Annotated in this window: 21 protein-coding genes; 14 read left to right on the forward strand and 7 right to left on the reverse strand. The window is 63.9% G+C overall.

Annotated features, from left to right (window positions below; genetic code table 11):
* The first annotated feature begins 1 nt into the window (after position 1).
* On the forward strand, positions 2-1,246 hold the full coding sequence (locus tag M2427_RS34580) for an acyl-CoA dehydrogenase (protein ID WP_280711294.1): 1,245 nt from the start codon (positions 2-4) through the stop codon (positions 1,244-1,246).
* A 132-nt stretch (positions 1,247-1,378) separates the two neighbouring features.
* The gene (locus tag M2427_RS34585; RefSeq protein ID WP_280711295.1) at positions 1,379-2,092 is read left to right on the forward strand and encodes a nitroreductase family protein; all 714 of its coding nucleotides are present in this window, start codon (positions 1,379-1,381) and stop codon (positions 2,090-2,092) included.
* A 68-nt stretch (positions 2,093-2,160) separates the two neighbouring features.
* On the opposite strand, the gene M2427_RS34590 is transcribed toward M2427_RS34585, so the two are convergent.
* Positions 2,161-2,709, reverse strand: coding sequence for a sigma-70 family RNA polymerase sigma factor (locus M2427_RS34590; protein ID WP_092288831.1), 549 nt, complete (start codon positions 2,707-2,709; stop codon positions 2,161-2,163).
* Complete coding sequence (locus M2427_RS34595; RefSeq protein WP_280711296.1) at positions 2,709-2,942, reverse strand: NepR family anti-sigma factor; 234 nt, start codon at positions 2,940-2,942, stop codon at positions 2,709-2,711. Before M2427_RS34595 ends, M2427_RS34590 begins: the two co-directional genes overlap by 1 nt.
* A gap of 222 nt (positions 2,943-3,164) precedes the next feature.
* On the opposite strand from M2427_RS34595, the gene M2427_RS34600 reads away from it, so the two are divergent.
* Positions 3,165-3,971 carry a response regulator gene (locus M2427_RS34600; RefSeq protein ID WP_008135383.1) on the forward strand — a complete coding sequence of 269 codons (807 nt, stop codon included), beginning with the start codon at positions 3,165-3,167 and terminating at the stop codon, positions 3,969-3,971.
* 68 nt (positions 3,972-4,039) lie between these two features.
* On the opposite strand, the gene M2427_RS34605 is transcribed toward M2427_RS34600, so the two are convergent.
* Positions 4,040-4,867, reverse strand: a complete 828-nt coding sequence (locus M2427_RS34605) for an energy transducer TonB (protein ID WP_280711352.1) — start codon at positions 4,865-4,867, stop codon at positions 4,040-4,042.
* Positions 4,868-5,078: 211 nt separating this feature from the next.
* On the opposite strand from M2427_RS34605, the gene M2427_RS34610 reads away from it, so the two are divergent.
* The 4 genes from M2427_RS34610 (at position 5,079) to M2427_RS34625 (ending at position 8,810) form a co-directional block, all read left to right on the forward strand.
* Positions 5,079-5,678, forward strand: coding sequence for a nuclear transport factor 2 family protein (locus M2427_RS34610; RefSeq protein ID WP_280711297.1), 600 nt, complete (start codon positions 5,079-5,081; stop codon positions 5,676-5,678).
* A gap of 277 nt (positions 5,679-5,955) precedes the next feature.
* Positions 5,956-6,387: a hypothetical protein gene (locus tag M2427_RS34615; RefSeq protein WP_280711298.1), complete on the forward strand. Its 432-nt coding sequence runs from the start codon at positions 5,956-5,958 to the stop codon at positions 6,385-6,387.
* Positions 6,388-6,526: 139 nt separating this feature from the next.
* Complete coding sequence (htpG, locus tag M2427_RS34620; protein ID WP_280711299.1) at positions 6,527-8,404, forward strand: molecular chaperone HtpG; 1,878 nt, start codon at positions 6,527-6,529, stop codon at positions 8,402-8,404.
* A gap of 121 nt (positions 8,405-8,525) precedes the next feature.
* Complete coding sequence (locus tag M2427_RS34625; RefSeq protein WP_280711300.1) at positions 8,526-8,810, forward strand: DUF3551 domain-containing protein; 285 nt, start codon at positions 8,526-8,528, stop codon at positions 8,808-8,810.
* Between the two features lie 40 nt (positions 8,811-8,850).
* Here the strand turns inward: M2427_RS34625 and M2427_RS34630 are convergent, their stop codons facing one another.
* Positions 8,851-9,831 carry a tripartite tricarboxylate transporter substrate binding protein gene (locus M2427_RS34630; protein ID WP_280711301.1) on the reverse strand — a complete coding sequence of 327 codons (981 nt, stop codon included), beginning with the start codon at positions 9,829-9,831 and terminating at the stop codon, positions 8,851-8,853.
* 227 nt (positions 9,832-10,058) lie between these two features.
* Between M2427_RS34630 and M2427_RS34635 the strand changes: the two genes are divergently transcribed.
* From M2427_RS34635 to M2427_RS34655, 5 genes are all read left to right on the forward strand, one after another.
* On the forward strand, positions 10,059-11,873 hold the full coding sequence (locus tag M2427_RS34635) for a long-chain-acyl-CoA synthetase (protein WP_280711302.1): 1,815 nt from the start codon (positions 10,059-10,061) through the stop codon (positions 11,871-11,873).
* Positions 11,874-12,024: 151 nt separating this feature from the next.
* Positions 12,025-12,270 (forward strand): acyl carrier protein, encoded by a 246-nt coding sequence (locus M2427_RS34640; RefSeq protein WP_007597226.1) that lies wholly within the window; start codon positions 12,025-12,027, stop codon positions 12,268-12,270.
* On the forward strand, positions 12,257-13,639 hold the full coding sequence (locus M2427_RS34645) for a fatty acid--CoA ligase family protein (protein ID WP_280711303.1): 1,383 nt from the start codon (positions 12,257-12,259) through the stop codon (positions 13,637-13,639). The genes M2427_RS34640 and M2427_RS34645 overlap by 14 nt, the downstream gene beginning before the upstream one ends.
* Positions 13,632-14,354: an SDR family NAD(P)-dependent oxidoreductase gene (locus M2427_RS34650; protein WP_280711304.1), complete on the forward strand. Its 723-nt coding sequence runs from the start codon at positions 13,632-13,634 to the stop codon at positions 14,352-14,354. Before M2427_RS34645 ends, M2427_RS34650 begins: the two co-directional genes overlap by 8 nt.
* 132 nt (positions 14,355-14,486) lie before the next feature.
* The gene (locus M2427_RS34655; RefSeq protein ID WP_280711353.1) at positions 14,487-14,702 is read left to right on the forward strand and encodes a hypothetical protein; all 216 of its coding nucleotides are present in this window, start codon (positions 14,487-14,489) and stop codon (positions 14,700-14,702) included.
* A gap of 12 nt (positions 14,703-14,714) precedes the next feature.
* Here the strand turns inward: M2427_RS34655 and M2427_RS34660 are convergent, their stop codons facing one another.
* On the reverse strand, positions 14,715-15,098 hold the full coding sequence (locus M2427_RS34660) for a hypothetical protein (protein WP_280711354.1): 384 nt from the start codon (positions 15,096-15,098) through the stop codon (positions 14,715-14,717).
* Between the two features lie 198 nt (positions 15,099-15,296).
* Here M2427_RS34660 and M2427_RS34665 point away from each other — a divergent pair, with 198 nt between their 5' ends.
* Positions 15,297-16,451 carry a DUF3095 domain-containing protein gene (locus M2427_RS34665; RefSeq protein ID WP_280711305.1) on the forward strand — a complete coding sequence of 385 codons (1,155 nt, stop codon included), beginning with the start codon at positions 15,297-15,299 and terminating at the stop codon, positions 16,449-16,451.
* On the opposite strand, the gene M2427_RS34670 is transcribed toward M2427_RS34665, so the two are convergent.
* Both M2427_RS34670 and M2427_RS34675 read right to left on the reverse strand, forming a co-directional pair.
* Positions 16,448-16,888: a DUF2147 domain-containing protein gene (locus M2427_RS34670; RefSeq protein ID WP_280711306.1), complete on the reverse strand. Its 441-nt coding sequence runs from the start codon at positions 16,886-16,888 to the stop codon at positions 16,448-16,450. The genes M2427_RS34665 and M2427_RS34670 overlap by 4 nt on opposite strands.
* A gap of 88 nt (positions 16,889-16,976) precedes the next feature.
* A complete protein-coding gene (locus M2427_RS34675) occupies positions 16,977-17,504 on the reverse strand; it encodes a GNAT family N-acetyltransferase (protein ID WP_280711307.1) in 528 nt (175 codons plus the stop codon).
* Between the two features lie 118 nt (positions 17,505-17,622).
* Between M2427_RS34675 and M2427_RS34680 the strand changes: the two genes are divergently transcribed.
* Entirely contained in the window at positions 17,623-19,083 is a 1,461-nt protein-coding gene (locus M2427_RS34680; protein ID WP_280711308.1) for a caspase family protein, read from the forward strand.
* Positions 19,084-19,086 lie beyond the last annotated feature (3 nt).

Here is a 19,086-nt window from a genome sequence, read left to right on the forward strand (position 1 = left end):
CATGAATTTCGACGACACCCCGCAGGAAGCCGCATTCCGCGAGACCGCGCGCAAATGGGTCGCCGCCAACGCGCCGAAGGAGTTCGAGGAGGAGTTGTCAAAATCCTCGCTCGGCCGAATCCGGCTTGCCAAGCACGACATGGTCGAGGTCGGAAAAGCCTGGCAGAAGAAGAAGGCCGAGGGCGGCTGGGCCTGCCTGCACTGGCCGAAGGAGTATGGCGGCCGCGGCGCCACGCCGATCGAGAAGGTGATCTGGCAGCAGGAAGAAGGTGTCTACGGCAAGCTGACGCAGCCGTTCCAGATCGGTGAGGGCATGTGCGGTCCGACCGTGATGGCCTGGGGCAGTGAGGAACTTAAACGCCGCTATTTGCCGAAGCTCGCCTCCGGTGAAGAGATCTGGTGCCAGTTGTTCTCCGAGCCCGCCGGCGGCTCCGACGTCGCCGGACTACGCACCCGCGCGGAAAAACAGGGCGACAACTGGATCATCAATGGCCAGAAGATCTGGACCTCCGGTGCGCATTATTCCGACTACGGCCTCCTGATCACCCGCACCGATCCGAACGTGCCCAAGCACAAGGGGCTCACCATGTTCTTCCTGGACATGAAGAGCAAAGGCGTCGAAGTGCGACCGATCAGGCAGGCCAACGGCATGCAGGAGTTCAACGAGGTCTATTTCACTGACGTCGTGATTCCCGACAGCCAGCGGCTCGGCGCGGTCGGTGATGGTTGGAACGTTTCACTGACCACGCTGATGAACGAGCGCATGTCGATCGGCGCGCGGCTCGCGACCGGCGTGCCGGAGTTGTTCGAATTCTGCTCGAACCTCATGCTGGAGGACGGGCTCGCGATCGATGATCCCGCCGTGCGTTCGAAACTTGCCACTTGGGCTGTCAAATCCAGCGGGCTCAAATACACCAGCTACCGGGCGATCTCGGCATTGTCGAAGGGCGAGCGGCCCGGTCCTGAAAACTCAATTGGCAAGCTGGTGTCGGGCACGATGCTGCAGGACATTGCGGCTTACGCGATGGATCTTCAGGGAGCTGCCGGCGTGCTCACCGGGGATGCAGAGGAAATCGTCCAGGGCCAGTTCCAGCAGATGCTGTTGTCCTCTCCCGGCATGCGCATCGCCGGCGGCACCGACGAGATCCTGCGCAACATCATCGCCGAGCGCGTGCTGGGATTGCCGGGCGACATCCGTGTCGACAAGGACGTGCCGTTTAACAAGATCCCGACCAAGGGCAGGTAATCTCTCTCGTGTCCCGGACGCGGCGCAACGCGCCGCAGAGCCGGGACCCAGGGGTTACAATGGGCCCCGGCTCTGCAGCGCACCGCTGAAAAAGCGCTGCGCTGCGTCCGGGGCATGAAAGCGAGACAAGTGATGGACGCCAAAGCATCAAACTCCCGCCACTCCAATGAAGACCGCATCGGCGTGCTCGAAGAGCTCCTCAACGAGCGCTATTCCGTGCGCGCCTTCCTGCCCAAGGAGGTCGATCGCGCCACCATCGAGCATGTGCTCACCACCGCGCAACGCACCGCGTCCTGGTGCAATAGCCAGCCCTGGCAGGTCGTCATCGCCAGCGGCGAGGCCAAGGAACGCTTTCGGCAGCTGATCTACAAGGAGGCCTCAGGCGGTCTCGGCGATGACTATGATTTCAAGCCGCCGCGCGAATATGTCGGCGTCTATCTCGATCGCCGCCGGGAGAGCGGCTTCCAGCTCTACAACACGCTCGGCATCGCCCGCGGCGACAAGATGGCTTACGCAAAGCAGGCGCTGGAGAACTACAATTTCTTTGGCGCGCCGCACGTCGCCATCATCCACACCAACGAGCCGCTCGGCATCTACGGCGCGATCGATTGCGGGGCCTATGTCAGCAATTTCATGCTCGCGGCCCAGGCACTCGGGCTCGGCACGATTCCGCAGGCAGCACTTGCGCGCCATTCCGGCCTGATCCGCCGCCACTTCAACCTGGCCGATGACCGCCGTGTCGTCTGCGGCATCTCGTTCGGGCATGCGGACGATTCGCACAAGGTCAACAGCTACCGCACTTCGCGCGCATCAGTCGCTGACACCGTGACATTCATCGACAAGTGATCACACGCTCGCAAAGACGGCCGCGCGAACGGCCGCCTTCGCAGCTTTGCCTTCAATCGATTGACGCGCTATCCGCCGCTGCCGCCGATCACGGCGCGCACGGTCTCGTCCGGCCCGAAATCCTCGGCGCCGTCGACATAGAGCAGCGCGGCGAGCTTCGAGCGCGCGCGGTTGACGCGGCTCTTGATGGTGCCGACCGCGCAGCCGCAGATCGAGGCCGCATCCTCATAGGAGAAGCCGGAGGCGCCGACCAGGATCAGGGCTTCGCGCTGGTCCTGCGGAAGCTTGTCGAGCGCGGTGCGAAACTCCTCGAACTCGAGATGCGCGTTCTGCGAGGGCTGCGTCTTCAGCGTCTTCGCATAATTGCCCTCGGCATCCTCGACCTCGCGCCGCCGTTTGCGATAGTCGGAGCGGAACAAATTGCGCAGGATCGTGAACAGCCACGCCGGCAGGTTGGAGCCGGGCTGAAATGAGTCGATGTTGGCGAGTGCGCGCAACAACGTCTCTTGCACCAAATCGTCGGCGCGGTCCGCATTGCCGCTGAGCGAGATCGCGAACGCGCGAAGGCTCGGCACCGCGGCCAGGATGTCGTCCCGCAGGGAGTTCGTGAGAGGCATTAGTCCCTCCCATTGTTGTCGTTGGAGCCCCCAGCCCCATTCTCGTTCCGGGATTCACCTCCCGGCGCATCAAGTTTCTTGATGAGCTCCGCGAACCGGTCCGGAACCCCCTGCCGCACGACGTCGTCATACATCGCGCGCAGCTGATGCCCGATCCGGGATTGGATCTCCGGAGTTAGGCCTCCCTTGCCGGGGGTCGTGCTTTTGCTGGCTTGAGACTTGAGATCTTTCATGACCTGTTCCACGTTTCCCCGAGTTAAGTAACTGTATAATCGAGAAGTTTTCTCAACCGGGAGCCGTTCCCTGGATAAGCACAATTCCAGGTTCGACAAAAAGTTCCCTAGTCACGGGAACTTTTCTTATCCTGAGGCGTAATCAGCCCCAGCAGGGGAACCTGGGCCACCCCTCGTATTGCCTGGTTCTTCAAGGTTGGCCCGATGATGAATGGAGTGGGGATGTCCCGTTCACAGCTCGTTGCTGAACACTTGCCGTTGTTGCGCCGGTATGCCCGCGCCCTGACGGGCAGCCAGGCCTCCGGCGACGCCTATGTCGCAGCCATGTTGGAGGCCATGCTGGGGGATCCCAGCGTGCTCGACGAGTCCCACGGGCCGCGGGCTGGGCTGTTCCGGCTGTTCACGCAGATCTGGAATTCGGTCTCCGTCAATGACGATTCCGAGGTGACGACGCTCCCGATGCCGCCGGAGCGGCGGCTGTCGAACATCACGCCACTGCCGCGACAGGCCTTCCTGCTGCTCTCGCTCGAGGGATTTTCGGAAGAGGAAGTCGCCTATGTGCTCGGCACCGATGTCGCCGAGACGCGCCGGCTGGCCGACGCCGCCGGCCGCGAGATGGCGGCGGAGATCGCCACCGACGTCCTGATCATCGAGGACGAGACCTTCATTGCCATGGACCTCGAGAGCCTGGTGAAGAATCTCGGCCACAACGTCGTCGGCGTCGCGCGCACCCACGCGGATGCGGTGGCGCTGGCGAAGAACAAGCGGCCGGGCCTGATCCTCGCCGACATCCAGTTGGCTGACGGTTCGTCAGGTCTCGATGCCGTCAACGAACTGCTACGCACCTTCGAGGTGCCGGTGGTGTTCATCACCGCCTATCCGGAGCGCTTCCTCACCGGCGAGCGTCCGGAGCCGGCCTTCCTGATCTCAAAACCGTTCCAGCCCGCCATGGTGTCGGCGGTGGCGAGCCAGGCGCTGTTCTTCCAGCGCAACTCGCGCAATCGCACGCCCAAGGCGCCGGCGGCTTAAGGAAGCTTTCGTCGGATAAGGAGACGGCGCGTCGCAGGGCGCGCCGTTTTTTTCTGCCGACACCCACCTCAGCAGCCGCGGCAGATGCTGCGAAGCATGGAATTAAGCTTGACGTCGCTCGGCCCAGGCGATTTCGCATTCAGCTTGGCCTGATCCTTGATCCAGGATTGGAGCGTTTTTTCCTGCTCCGGCGACGGCGCCAGGTTCGGCTGCGTCCCGTCGAAAGCTATGAGGACGGTCACTCTCTGCAGGTCGTCCTTCGCATCGGCGGGCGGTTTCGGGAATGGCACGGATCGCTCGACCATGGCGAGCGTCTCGGTATCCAGCGGCGCGAAGCCCGTGCTTTCCACCAAAGCGCTTGAGATGAGTTTGCCTGAACGATCGACCACGAATGTGACGCCGGCATCACCTCTGCGGCCGATCGCCTGCGGAGGAAACGCCCTGTTGCGCCAGACGTGCTCGGTGACCGCCTTGCGCCAAGCGGCCATAGCCTCGGACTCTGCGAAGCCGGAAGCCGGCGTGCTCAGCACCAGCCCGTTGGTCGAGACCTGGAATTGACGGCCGTTGAATACAATCGGCACTATGAAATAAAAAGTCTCTCCCTTCAGCTCCGAAGGCGGCTGCGGAAACGGTTGGGCGCGGGCGACGATCTCCAGCGCAGCATCGTCGAGCAGTCGCGAGCCGGTGCTCCCAACCAGTGCCCGCGAGACCAAATTGCCGGACCGGTCGATGACGAAGCCTACCCTGGCCTCACCGGTTTGCCCCAGTGCCCCGGCTGGAAATAGCCTGCTCTTTGCGATGTGTGCGGACAGCTTCGCCTTCCAGGCCTGGGCACTTTCGCTCTGCGTATCCGTCTGCGCATATGCGGGGAAAGTCGCGAGCAATCCGAGAAGCACGGCCAGCAAGGGGAATTTCATCTGCATCGGTGCGGATACTAATCGCGGTCCGGTTGATTGCAAGGTTCGTTGCTCGTATCGCGCTTGCTCCGCTGTGGGCAATTCGAACGGCCCCGAAGCAGCGAGCGCTTGACGCCAATCTCATTGCCCCGTTGATACGTTAGGCCGATGACATTCATCGCAGCCTCAAGCCGCCGGGAGGGACGTGCCCATGGACCAGCAACTGCTCGACCGCCTCGCCATCCGCGACCTCGTCGAGAATTGGGCGGTGTGGCGCGATGCCGGCGATTGGGAGCGGTTTGCCACCGTCTGGCATGAAGAGGGCTGGATGTCCGCGACCTGGTTTCAGGGGCCGGCGCGGGAGTTCATGCGCGTCAGCCAGGAGGGCTTTGCCAGGGGCGTGCGCATCCTGCATTTCCTCGGCGGCACCAGCATTGATCTCCAGGGTGAGCGGGCCATCGCCCAGACCAAGATGACGATTTCGCAACGGGCTCTGGTGCACGACGTGCTCTGCGACGTCGTCTGCACCGGGCGCTTCTACGATTTCCTGGAGAAGCGGAAGAGCCAATGGGGCATCGTCCGCCGCCAGCCGATCTACGAGAAGGACCGGATCGACCCGGTCGACCCCGCAGCAAATCTTCGCCTCGACCAGACGGCGCTGGCCGCGCTGCCCGAGGGTTACCGCCACCTCGCCTACATGCAGGAGCTGATCGGCTACAAGGTCAAGCGGGACATGCCAGGCCTGATCGGCCCCGAGGTCGAGAAGCTCTATGGCGAGGGACGGGACTGGCTCGCTGGGAAGGCCAAGTAAGCAAGCAAAGTGAGCCCCAGACAAAAGTAAGGCGCGACTGGCATCACCACAGTCGCGCCCTACGTCGCCGGCTTATGGGGCAGGGGGGAATAGCCGGCTGTGGAGACGACTCCCGGGCGCGAGAGTCGTTCCAGGGACCTGCAAAATTTTTTGTGCGGCGTCTTTGTGCGGCCTGGCGTGAATTTAGCACACGGTTAAGTGATCTTAACGTTCCGGAAACTCCGGTCCTCCCTTCGCGTTGTTCCCGCGATCGCCATGGGGCGAGGGATCGACAGCCATGCCACAGATTCAAAAGGTATTCTTTGGTGCCGTCGCACTCGCCGCGACGTTGGGCGTCGTCCAGGTCGGCGCCGTGCAGTTGGCCGCCGGCCATGATCTGGCCGACCGGTGGGACGCGGTCGCTGATCAGCCGGCCCAGACCTCAGGCCGCAACCTCGCAAGTCAAAACGTCAATCGGTCGGTCAAGTCCGACCGGCTCGCCGAGATGAAGCCGGCAGCGGTTCCCACCCGAACCGTCTCGATGCGACTGAACGACCTGCCCGGTACGTCGGTGCTGCTCCGCGTCCCCGCTTCCATCGAGACTGGCAATGCCAAGCCGGCCTCCACGCTGCTGAAGCAGGGTCGCAAGCCGACCATCGCCTGCGAGCCCATGGTCAGCTCCCTGACCGAGGTCGCAAAGCTGCTGCAGCCCGGTCGCTGCGTGACCTGATCCGCATCGGCTGCCTCGATGTCGGCTGTGTTGGAGAAAGGCCTTCCCGGCGGGAGGGCCATTTTGCATGTGCACTTGATCCCTTTTCCCGTCGCGCTATATCCCGGCTTTCTCCATTTCCGATTGACCGGGTAAACGCATGACGACGTCAGACACCGCCACGCATACGCAGCCCTTCCAGGCCGAGGTTTCCGAGCTGCTGCACCTGATGGTGCATTCCGTCTATTCGGAGACCGACATTTTCCTGCGCGAGCTCGTCTCCAACGCCTCGGATGCCTGCGACAAGCTGCGCTATGAGGCGATCGCCAATCCCGCCCTGCTGGGCGAGGGCGATGCGCTCAAGATCCGGATCATCCCGAGCAAGGCCACTGGGACGCTCACGATCGCCGACAATGGCATCGGCATGGAGCGGCAGGAGCTGATCGACCATCTCGGCACCATTGCCCGCTCCGGCACCAAGGCCTTCGTCTCGAAGCTGAAGGAGGCCAAGGACGGCCTCGGCCTGATCGGCCAGTTCGGCGTTGGCTTCTATTCCGCCTTCATGGTCGCCGACAAGATCGTCGTCATCAGCCGCCGTGCCGGCGAGAGCGACGTCTGGACCTGGACGTCGTCGGGCGGCTCCGGCTTCGAGATCGCGCGTGCCAGTGACGACGAGGCGGCGCGCGTTCAGCGCGGCACCGAGATCGTCCTGCACCTGAAGGACGACGCCAAGAAATATCTCGAAACCTACGAGATCGAGCGCATCGTCCACGCCTATTCCGACAACATCCTGTTTCCCATCGAGCTGGTGCCGGAAGAAGGCGAGGCGCGCCAGATCAATTCGGCGAGCGCGCTGTGGCAGCGCTCGAAATCCGAGCTTTCGACTGAAGACTACAAGAAGGCCTATCAGCAGATCGCATCCGCCTTCGACGACCCCGCGATGACGCTGCATTATCGCGCCGAGGGGCGCTACTCCTACGCCGTGTTGCTGTTCGCGCCGTCGACGAAGCCGTTCGACCTGTTCGAGCCGAACCGCAAGGGCCGCGTCAAGTTGTACGTCCGCCGCGTCTTCATCACCGATGATGCCGACCTCTTGCCGGGCTATCTGCGCTTCATCCGCGGTGTCGTCGACAGCGAGGATCTCCCGCTCAACATCTCGCGCGAGATGCTCCAGAACAACCCGCAACTGGCCCAGATCCGGAAAGCGGTGGCGACCCGGGTCGTCAACGAGCTCGAAAGCCTCGCCGAGAAGGACGTCGAGAATTTCGCAAAAATCTGGGACGCCTTCGGTGCCGTGCTGAAAGAGGGCATCTACGAGGACTTCGAGCGTCGCGAGAAGCTGCTGGCTCTGTCGCGCTTCACCACCACATCAGGTGAGAAGCGCGCGCTCAAGGACGTCATCGCCGATTTCAAGCCGAACCAGACCGAGATCTATTATCTGGTCGGCGAGAGCATCGAGCGGCTGAAATCCAGTCCGCGGCTCGAGGCCGCGGCCGCGCGCGGCATCGAGGTGCTGCTGCTGTCCGACCCGGTCGACGCCTTCTGGACCTCGATGCCGACGGAGTTCGAGGGCAAGCCGCTGAAATCCCTGAGCCAGGGCGACCTCAATCTCGACTTGATCCCGCGCGTCGACGACAAGGACGAGGCGAAGAAAGACGAGCCCGCGGCAGACGAGGCCGCCACCATCGCCGTGATCAAGGCGGCGCTCGGCGAGCGCGTCAGCGACGTCAAGGCCTCGACCCGCCTGACCAGCTCCGCTTCCTGCCTGGTCGCCGACAGCCAGGGCCCGAGCCGCGAGCTCGAGCGCATCCTGGCGCAGCAGAACCGCGGCATGCGCACCAAGCCGATCCTGGAGATCAATCTGCGCCACCCGATGGTCACGGCGATCTCCAGATCCCAGGCCGGCTCCAAGACGGTCGACGATCTCAGCCTGCTCCTGCTCGAACAGGCGCAGATCCTGGATGGCGAACTGCCGGAGGATCCGGCGGCGTTTGCGGCGCGGTTGAACCGGCTGGTGTTGCAGGGGCTGGGCGGGTAGCGCGTGCGGCGCGCTCACCTTGCCGTCATTGTCCCCAGGAACAGTCGCTTCCGGTGTGGTGTTGTGTCATAGGAGGCGTCGGCGTCATATCCGCCGACGCCGCGAATTCGAGGAAATGTCCATGCGCCTGCCTCTCCTGATCCTCACCGCCATTGCCACGCTGTTCGTCGTGGCAGATGCCAGCGCCCAGACCTATGATCCGCGCTACCCGGTGTGCATGCACAAATACTCGGGTGGCGGCGGTGGCTTGGGTGGTGGTGGCGGCGGCGGCTATTTCGATTGCTCGTTCACGTCGCTGGAGCAGTGCCGAGCGACGGCATCGGGCCTCGCGGCCAGCTGCGACGTCAATCCATACTACGCGTTCGACGAGCACACACCGCGCAGGCGCTACAAGAAGGTGCACTGACGGGCCGCGCACGAGCGTGGCTTGCGCCCGCGGGGGCAAGCTATTCCTTCTTGATCCCCGACAGTGATACCACCTTGCGCCACCGCTCGGTCTCGGCGGTGAGCATGCCGCCGAACTCGCCGGCATTGCCGTGCAGCGGGATCGCGCCGAGTTCGGCAATGCGCGCCTTGATCCCGGCGTCGGAGAGCGCCGCATCGATCTCACGGTTGAGCAGGTCGACGATCTCGCGCGGCGTGTCGTAGGGCGCGCCGACGCCGTAGAAGGACGATGTCTCGTAGCCAGGCAGCGAATCCGCGATCGGCGGCACGTCGGGCAGGATGTCCGAGCGCTCGCGCGTGGTGACGCCGAGCGCACGCAGCTTGCCGGCGCGCACCAGCTCGAAGGACGAGGTGACGTTGTCGAACATGCCCTGAATCTGGCCGCTCATCACGTCGGTCAGCCCCGGCGCGGAGCCGCGATAGGGCACGTGCGTGAACTGCACGCCGGCCATCGATTTGAACAGCTCGCCGGAGAGATGCAGCGAGGTGCCGATGCCGGAGGAGGCGATCGACATCTTGCCGGGATTGGCCTTGGCGTAGGCGATGAAGTCGGCGACGTTGCTGACCGGAAGATCGTTGTTGACGACCAGCACCAGCGGAATTCGCGCGACGCCGGCGACCGGTGCGATGCCTTTGGCAAAGTCATACGGCAGCGCCGGATCGAATGAGGCGTTGATCGCATTTGCAGTCGAGGTGAGTAGCAGCGTGTAGCCGTCCGGTGCCGAATTGATCACCGCCTGGGTGCCGATATTGCTGCCGGCGCCGGGCTTGTTCTCGACGATGAAGGTCTGGCCAAGCCGGTCGGAGAGGCGCTGGCAGATCAGCCGCGACAGCACGTCGGTGGCGCCTCCGGGTGCATAAGGCACCACCCATTTCACGCTGCGCGAAGGATAGGACGGATTGCCGAGGGCAAAGGCAAGTGGCGCCGTGAGCGCAGCCGCGGCACAAGTCGCGGTCTGAAGGACATGTCGCCTGGTGATCATCGTGGCCTCCAGTTCTCTCGCGCGGGGCGAAGTGGCGCGCGCTTAGCGCGCCCGAATGACTGGAGTTGCTATCGCAAGAATCGCGGCAGGCCGCACGCCGATCCCGCCGGTTTGGTAAAGGATGATCGCAGTTAATCGAGAGCTAACCGAGTTTTACCTTGTCTCTTAACACCTGGGCAGGGCGCGCGGGCTAATCTGCCGGCAACAAGCAGATACCGCCCGAAAGAATGAACGACATGACCACCGGCGTCATCGAGCAAGCGAAGGCGGCGCGCGCGCCGTCGGCTTCGAAGATCTGGCTGAAGGCGATCGAGCTGACCGCGCGGATCGAGACCTTGCCGGGACGCTTGTTCGCCGACGTTATCGATGATTGGGCACGGCGCCAGCCCGACCGCGTCGCGCTGGTTACGGACGACGCAACACTGGATTATGATGCTCTGTCGAAGCGCATCAATCGCTATGCGCGCTGGGCGCGCTCGGTTGGCGTGGCCAAAGGCGACACCGTCGGCCTGATCATGCCGAACGGCATCGACTATGTCGCGGCCTGGCTCGGCATCAGCCGTGTCGGCGGCGTGGTCGCACTCCTCAACACCAAGCTGGTCGGCCAATCGCTCGCGCATTGCATCGATGTGGCCAAGCCCTCGTACATCGTCGTCGCGCATGAGCTCGCGGAGACGTTGGAAAGTGCAAGTCAGCATCTGAAGACTGACGCCAAGATCTGGACCCATGGCGATGCGCGCAGCGAGCACGCGATCGATGTTGCGCTTGCCGCGCTGGACGATGGTCCGCTCTCGCCTGAGGAGCGCGGCGACGTCACCATCGATGACCGCGCGCTGCTGATCTACACGTCAGGCACGACGGGATTACCGAAGGCTGCCAGCATCAGCCATCGCCGCATCCTCAATTGGGGCTTCTGGTTTGCCGGTCTTACCGGCGCGACGCCGCAGGACCGGCTGTATGATTGCCTGCCGTTGTTTCACTCGGTCGGCGGCATCGTTGCGCCCTGCAGCATGCTTGCTGCCGGCGGCTCGGTGGTGATTGCCGAGAAATTTTCGGCCTCGAGCTTCTGGTCCGATATCGTGCGGCACGATTGCACGCTGTTCCAGTATATCGGCGAGCTCTGTCGCTATCTGCTCAAGGCGCCGCCGTCGGAATACGAAAACCGTCATCGGCTGCGGCTCGTCTGCGGCAACGGGTTGCGCGGCGATATCTGGGAAGATTTCCAGGGCCGCTTCGCCATTCCTCGCATTCTCGAATTCTATGCCGCGACTGAAGGCAATTTCTCGCTGTTCAACGTCGAGGGTCAGCCCGGCGCAATCGGCCGTATCCCGCCGCTGCTGGCGCATCGTTTCCCGGCAAATCTCGTCAAGCTCGATCCCGATAGCGGTGCGCCGCTGCGCAATGACGAGGGCTTTTGCATCGCATGCGCTCGCGGTGAGGCGGGCGAAGCGATCGGCCGCATCGGCAAGGCGGATGAAGGCGGTGGCCGCTTCGAGGGCTATACAGATGCCGGCGAGACCGAGAAGAAGATCCTGCGCGACGTCTTCGCCAAGGGCGATGCCTGGTTCCGTACCGGCGACCTGATGCGGCTCGACGACAAGGGCTTTTTCCACTTCGTCGATCGCATCGGCGATACCTTCCGCTGGAAGGGCGAAAACGTCGCGACTTCGGAGGTCAACGATGCCGTGCGCGATTTCACCGGCGTCGTCGATGCCACTACCTACGGCGTCAGCGTTCCCGGAGCCGATGGCCGTGCCGGCATGAGTGCGATCGTCGTGAACGAGGGTTTCGATATCGAGGCATTGCCGCCGCACCTCGCGCAGCGCTTGCCGGCCTATGCCCGCCCCGTGTTCGTCCGCATCTCGCGCGAGCTCGATGCGACCGAGACGTTCAAGCAAAAGAAGGGCGAGCTCGCGCGCGAGGGGTTTGACCCCAATGCGTTCGCTGATCCGGTCTTCATGCTCGATCCGATATCCGGTGCCTATATCGCGCTTGATTCCGTGGTCCTTGCGCGGATCGTGGATGGCACGATCCGGCTGTAGCGGAACCAAAATCGGCAGATAGGTCCAATTTTATCTGAATTGTCCAAGAGCCCATTTACTTCTGTCGGGTAAACACATGGCCATGGGAGGCGGTCATCAAGAGCCGCCGCAAGAGATACGATCGATTAACTAAGGAAGAGGCGAGCCAGTCATGTCGGTAAGGTCCAAGGTCATCGAAGCAATCCAGCAGATCGCCAAGGAGCAGCACGTCGCGCTTCCCGCGCTCTCGGACGATCTGTCCCTGCATGAAACGGGCTTCGACTCGCTCGCATTCGCCATCCTGGTCGCCCGTCTCGAGGACGAGACCGGCGTCGACCCCTTCACCATTTCCGAGGACGCAGCGTTCCCCGCCACCGTGGGCGATTTCGTGCGGGCCTACGAAAATGTCCCCGCGTGAGATCTTTGCGCTCCGCGATCATCTCGGCGCGGAGCTGAAAGGCCGTACGCTTTCGGATGCGCACGATGTCGTGTCGCTGACCGACATCCTGTCGCAGACGGTCCTCGGTGGCCGCCTGCCTGAGCTGTCTGGCCGCGCCGTCCTCTTGAAACTGTCGGACCAGCTCCGCTCCGGCCTTGCCATGATCGAGCTCGACGGCATCGCCCGTCGCATGCTGCTCTGCCCGCCCGATCTCAACCCGGCGCATCTGGATGCGCTGATCGCGGATGCCGGAATCGATGCTGTCGTCACTGACGAACCCGATCGCTGGACTGAGACCTCCGTGTCGCTGGTCGTCACCGCACGATTGCCGCTTCAAGACACTGCGCCCGCCAGGACTGAGCGTGCCACCGAATGGCTGATGCTGACCTCGGGCACATCGGGCGTGCCGAAAATCGTCGGGCACACGCTGGAAGCGCTCACCGGTGCCATCGTCGCCGAAGGTCCTGCGAAGGGACTCGCGCCGGTCTGGGCCACGTTCTACGACATCCGCCGCTATGGCGGCCTGCAGATATTCCTCCGCGCCATCCTCTCCGGCGGCTCCATGGTGCTGTCTGATCCGCACGAAGCGCTCGCCGATCACGTCGCGCGGCTGAATGCGCGCGGTGTCTCCCATATTTCCGGCACGCCCTCGCACTGGCGCAAGCTCCTGATGAGCGGTTCGGCCGCGCAATTCGCGCCGGGTTACGTTCGGCTCTCCGGTGAGATCGCCGACCAGGCGGTGCTTGACGGCCTCAAGGCCGCCTTCCCCAATTCCTCCGTCGGGCACGCCTATGCCTCGACCGAGGCCGGCGTCGGCTTTGCGGTCAATGACGGGCTCGAGGGTTTTCCCGCCAGCTATCTCGGCAACCGCAACGGCGTCGAGATGAAGGTCGTCGACGGCTCGCTACGTATCCGTTCAACGCGCACCGCGCATGCCTATATCGGCCGCAGCGCCGCCGCGCTCACCGATGGCGACGGTTTCGTCGACAGCGGCGACATCGTCGAATTGCGCGGTGATCGCTACTACTTCGTCGGCCGCCGCGGTGGCATCATCAATATCGGCGGGCTCAAGGTTCATCCTGAGGAAATCGAGGCGGCCATCAACCGTCACCCTGACGTGCGGATGTCACGGGCGAAGTCGCGGCGCAGCCCGATCACCGGCGGCATCGTCGTCGCCGACGTGATCCTCGCTGAGGGCACCGATCAGGCGCGCGCGAAGGAAATCCGCGACCAGATCCTGGATCAGTGCAGGGCACAGCTCGCCGCGCACAAGGTGCCCGCGGTGATCCGCTTCGTCGAGGCACTCGACGTCACCCCGGCCGGCAAACTGGCGCGCACCGATGCATAATGTTCTCGTCACCGGCGGCAGCCGCGGTATTGGTCTTGCGATTGGCAAGCGTCTGGCTGGCGCTGGCTACAACGTGATTGCGGCGGCGCGGCGCGAGAGCGACGAACTGAAGGCCGCGATCGCCGAGTCCGATGGACGCCTGCATTTCCGCTCCTGCGATCTGGCGGTGGTCGACGCGATCCCGGCTTTCGCAAAACTCGTGCGCGATGAGTTTGGTCCGACCTACGGCCTCGTCAACAATGCCGGCCTCGGCACCGAGGGCCTGCTCGCGACCATGCACAATTCCGAGATCGAGTCGCTGGTGCAGCTCAACGTGCTGTCGCCGATCATCCTCACCAAGTATGTCGCGCGCCAGATGATGGCCGACGGCGCCGGCCGCATCATCAACATCTCCTCGATCATCGCGACCACGGGCTATAACGGCCTCTCGGTCTACGGCGCGACCAAGGCGGCCGCGACCGGCTTCACCCGCTCGCTCGCGCGCGAGGTCGGCAAGCTCGGCATCACCGTGAATGCGATCGCGCCCGGCTTCATCGACACCGAGCTGACGCACAATCTCTCCGACGACGGCCGCAAGCGCATCGCCGGACGCAGCGCGCTGCGCCGCCTGCCGGAGACCGACGACGTCGCGCGCATGGTTGAATATCTGCTCGGCGAGGGCGGCCGCAACGTGACCGGCACAGTGTTCACGATCGACGCCGGGAACACGGCCTAGAAGCGGAACTCCCCCGTCAAAATTCTGTTGACCCGGCGCAATGACATCAAGCCGGATTTGGTCGTAAGATGTCAGAGTTACGTCAATCGAGCTGCCCTAAACGACAAGGAGCAGTCCATGGCTTCTCAAAATATGGCAACGCCAAACATCAACGTTGCGACTAAGGGTCAGGCCTCACCGGAGCCATCGTCCGCAAAACTGGACAATGTCCGCTGCCCGCCAATGTCGCATCAAAACTCCGGCAGCCACGGCCATGAAATGTATCCGCAGCAATTCGTGCGGCTGGTCGGCTGTCATGGCGCGCCGTCGCCAAGCGTGCGCAAGCGCCAGGACGAGAAGCTGCATTAACGCCGCCAACGCTCACGGCTGATGTTTTGGCAGGTCAATCCGCTCGTGCGTGAATTCCGGAGGTCCCTCGGTCAGGCGACGAATGCGGCGCTCTCGCTCGTCCGCGGGCAATGCGGGATCGAGCAGAGCCTCGATCTCGTGCACCGCGACTTCCTCGATCTTGGTCGGGTCTGACGTGACCGCGCCCGGCGATGCCGGTGCCGCGGGCGCAATCTTGAGGCCCAGCTCGACCAGCTTGCAGATCGCGTCCGAGCGCGACTGATAATGGGCCCTGGCCCAGACGTCCACGGCCGCGGTCAGTCGCTCCGGCATCCTGACCGCGCTGACGATCTGGCCTCCCCTGCGCGGGGGCAACGGAGCAGTGGAATCCTTTTCGCCGAAGTCAGACACCCCGATCGCCCCGTGTGACCCTTAGTTGATTCAACACTAGGCGTGATGCCCGGCCGGCAGTTTGATGCCGATCAATGACGACGGGCGGAATTGCGGCGCGGCGCGACCTTGTCGTCCGGCGTCATTTCGGCCAAAGATCGAGAACCCCGATCGATCCTGCCCCGTATCTCGTTCGGACGCGTCCCAACCATCCGGCATCGCGCGATGACCCCAGGCGAATCATTTTACGGCAGCATCCCGGTCTTCCGCGGCTTCACCAGCCTGATGGACCCGGCGCTGTATTTGCCGCTGCCGGAGGACTGGAGCATTGGCGTCGCCGACATCGTCGATTCCACCAAGGCGATTGCAGCGCAGCGCTACAAGGCGGTCAACATGGCCGGGGCCGCGGTGATCGCGGCGGTGACGAATGCGCTGGAGGGACGCGAATTTCCCTTCGTGTTCGGCGGCGACGGCGCGAGTTTTGCCGTTGCGCCTGATGATCTCGAACTGGCGCGCGAAGCCCTGGCCGCGACCGCGACCTGGGTGCGGGAAGATCTCGATCTGAAGATGCGCGTCGCGCTGGTGCCCGTCAGCGCCATCCGCGCCAGAGGCCTCGACGTGCGCGTCGCGCGCTTCGGCCCGTCCGCCAATCTGTCCTATGCGATGTTCTCCGGCGGGGGACTGGCCTTCGCCGACGCGGCGATGAAGCGCGGCGAGTTCGCGGTGACCGAGGCGCCCGCGGGCACGCAGCCCGATCTCTCCGGCCTGTCCTGCCGCTTCGAGGTGATCCCGGCCTCGCGCGGTTTGATCCTCTCGGTGCTGGTGATGCCGGCTGCTGGCGCCGATCCGCTCGCCTTCCGCAAGGTGATCGAGGACATCATCCATCTCGTCGAGCGCAGCCCGGAGGCCGGCCGTCCCGTGCCGCCGCAGGGCCCGCCGCTGAAATGGCCGCCGCAGGGGCTCGACTACGAGGCACGGGCGATGCGCGGAGGCTCGCTGCTCAAGCGCCGCGCCGGCCTGCTTGCCTTTACGTTTTTCGCCTATCTCCTGATGCGCTTCGACATCAAGGCCGGCGGCTTCCTGCCGAAAGTCTACAAGCGCCAGGTGGTCGAGAATTCCGACTTCCGCAAATATGACGACGGCCTGCGCATGATCCTCGACTGCACGGTCGAGCTCGAGCGCGCCCTGAGCGATCGTCTCGCCACCGCGGCGCGCGACGGCATTGTGCGCTATGGCCTCTACCAACAGGATGCCGCGATGATGACTTGCTTCACGCCCTCGGCGCTGCGCAGCGACCACGTGCACTTCATCGACGGCGCCCGCGGCGGCTACGCCTCGGCGGCAACGGCGCTGAAGGCGATGGTCGCTACGGCGCCTTAGCGGCCCGCGCGCGTCCAGGTCTCGCCGCCGCAGAGCGCGCCGACGCAGCCTTCCACACGCAATGTGTCAGCGCCCGTCACCGCGATGCTGCTCGCATAGGTGCTGCCGTCATCGGCATTGTAGATATGGCCCGACCATTTGTTTGGTCCCGCGGGCTGCATGCCGGAGAACAGCGGCAGTCCGATCATCGGCCGCTTGGCGAGAGCGGGATTGGGATTCTTGCTGTCGGTCGCGGGTTTGCCGGTGGCGGTATCGTACGGCTCCTTCAGCCAGACGATCACGCCGCAGATGCCGCCGCCGCATTTGCTGATTTTCACGCGGGCATCGCCTGCCTGGGTCAGCCAGGTCCCGCTCGCCTCGGCGCTCTGCGCCTGGGCGGCCGTCGCGCCAGACAAGGCAGCCAGAAGGACGGTGAGAACGGCAAATCTGCGGGACATGGGAGGACCTCGGAATGGAGGCGTCTCCATAGCAGCAAATTTGGATCGTGCAACGCCTGATGGAGTCAAATTCCCGCGCTCCAACCTGTCACCAGGGCAGGCCGCACAGGTCGATGGTGCCGAGCGTCGGCGCGCGGACGATGTTGAAGACATAGGGCGCCATGGCGTCGAAGCGGATTCGCGCCCCAGGCTGCTCGCAATAGACCTCGCCCTTGAAGGGCAGCCAGCTGCGGGCCTGGTAGAACGCGAAATTGTGCGGCTCGCAGAACAGGAGTGCAAAACGAACCGCCTCATTGGCGCGCATGGTATGCACCGCCGCGTCGATCGCCATGGTCGCATAGCCGCGGCCGCGGCGATCCTCGCGCGTGCAGACGCCGCCGATGCCGCCGATATGCACCTTCTGCCCATTCCAGGTGACGGTGCGGAAATAGATGCCGACGTGGCAGACGAGGCCGTCTTCGGGAGTCTCGATCAATACCCGTAAATCGGCATTGGCCCATTTGACGTGGGCCCAGGGCTTGTCCGCGACCTGTTGCGGGCCCCAGACCGCCTGATGCAGCGGTTCAGCGATCTTCCATGAGGCGTCGCCGTTCAAAATGTCGATTTCGATGCTCATGGTGGTCGCGGATTTGTTGCAGGGCGGTAGGAGATCGGTGATTTCTATCACAGACGGCGCTCGGTTGCCGGGATAGAGGTGAATGATATGCTCGCCCCGTTGGAACGCTGGAGTTTCGATGCGCCGGCTGGTCGCCCCTTTGCTGACGGTCTTGCTGGTTGGCTGCGCCAGTGGCCCGGCGATGGCCGACAAGCGTGTGGCTTTCGTGGTCGGCAACTCCAACTACCAGACTGTGGTGGCGCTTGCCAATCCGGCCAATGACGCCGACGCCATCGCAAATTTGTTCAGGAAGGCCGCTTTCGACGTCGTCGAAAGTCGCCGCGATCTGAAGAACACGGATATGCGGCGTGCGCTGCGCGACTTCACCGAGAAGACGCGCGATGCCGACATCGCCGTGATCTATTATGCCGGCCATGGCATGGAGGTCGACGGGACCAACTATCTCATTCCGGTGGATGCCGTGCTGGAGCGCGACACCGACGCCTATGACGAGGCGATCGCGCTCGATCGGATCCTGCAGGCCATCGAGCCCGCCAAACAGTTGCGTCTCGTCATCCTCGATGCCTGCCGGGACAATCCCTTCGTCAAGAGCATGAAGCGAACGGTGGCCTCGCGCTCGCTGGGCCGGGGCCTTGCGGGCGTCGAACCGTCGCGGCCGAACACCCTTATCGCCTTCGCGGCAAAGGGCGGATCGACCGCCCAGGACGGTGACACGAAAAACAGCCCCTTCACCACCTCGCTGCTGAAATATCTGGGAACGCCGGGCCTTGAGCTTGGCAAGGCTTTCAGGCTGGTTCGTGACGACGTGATGAATGCGACCAGTAACAAGCAGGAGCCGTTTGTCTATGGTTCGCTCGGCGGTAACGACGTCGTGCTGGTGCCGGTAGCGGCGTCGCCCCCGGCGGCCAACTCCGATATCCGTGCCGACTACGAGCTTGCCGAACGCGTCGGCACGCGGGAAGCGTGGGAGTCCTTCATTGCCGCGCATCCGAGCGGCTTCTATGCCGATCTCGCCAGGTCCCAGCGCAACAAGCTGGAGCAGGGCAGGCCACAGGCTCCGCCGCCGGACGTCGTGGCGAAACCGGCGCCGCCGGCAGTGGAGCCAGCCAAGCCTGTTGACAAGCCTGTCGAAGTGGCCGTCGCCTCGCGCGCGCCAGCCGAGGTCAAGCCGGAGCCATCGCCATGGCCGGATCTTCCGCGACTGCTCCAGGCTGAGCTGAAGCGGGTTGGCTGCAAGGCGGGCGACGTCGGCAGCGAATGGGATGCATCGGCAAGGCGGGCGCTCGCGGCATTCAACGACAATGCCGGCACCAAATTCGACGTCAAGCTTGCAAGCCTTGATGCGCTGGACAGTGTCCGCGCCAAGGCCGGGCGCGTCTGCCCGCTCGAATGCGACCGCGGCTTCCGTGCGAGCGGCGAGGCTTGCGTCAAGATCGTCTGCGATGACGGCTACGTGCTCGGCGCCAAAAACACCTGCGAGAAGCGGCCCGAACGCAAGGCAACATCAGCCCCGCGGCGTGCCACCGGAGGAGGCGGCCGCCATTGCTTCGTCTATGGCGGCAACTCCTTCTGCGAGTAGAAG

The organism is Bradyrhizobium sp. BR13661, assembly GCF_029892425.1.
Lineage (GTDB): Bacteria > Pseudomonadota > Alphaproteobacteria > Rhizobiales > Xanthobacteraceae > Bradyrhizobium.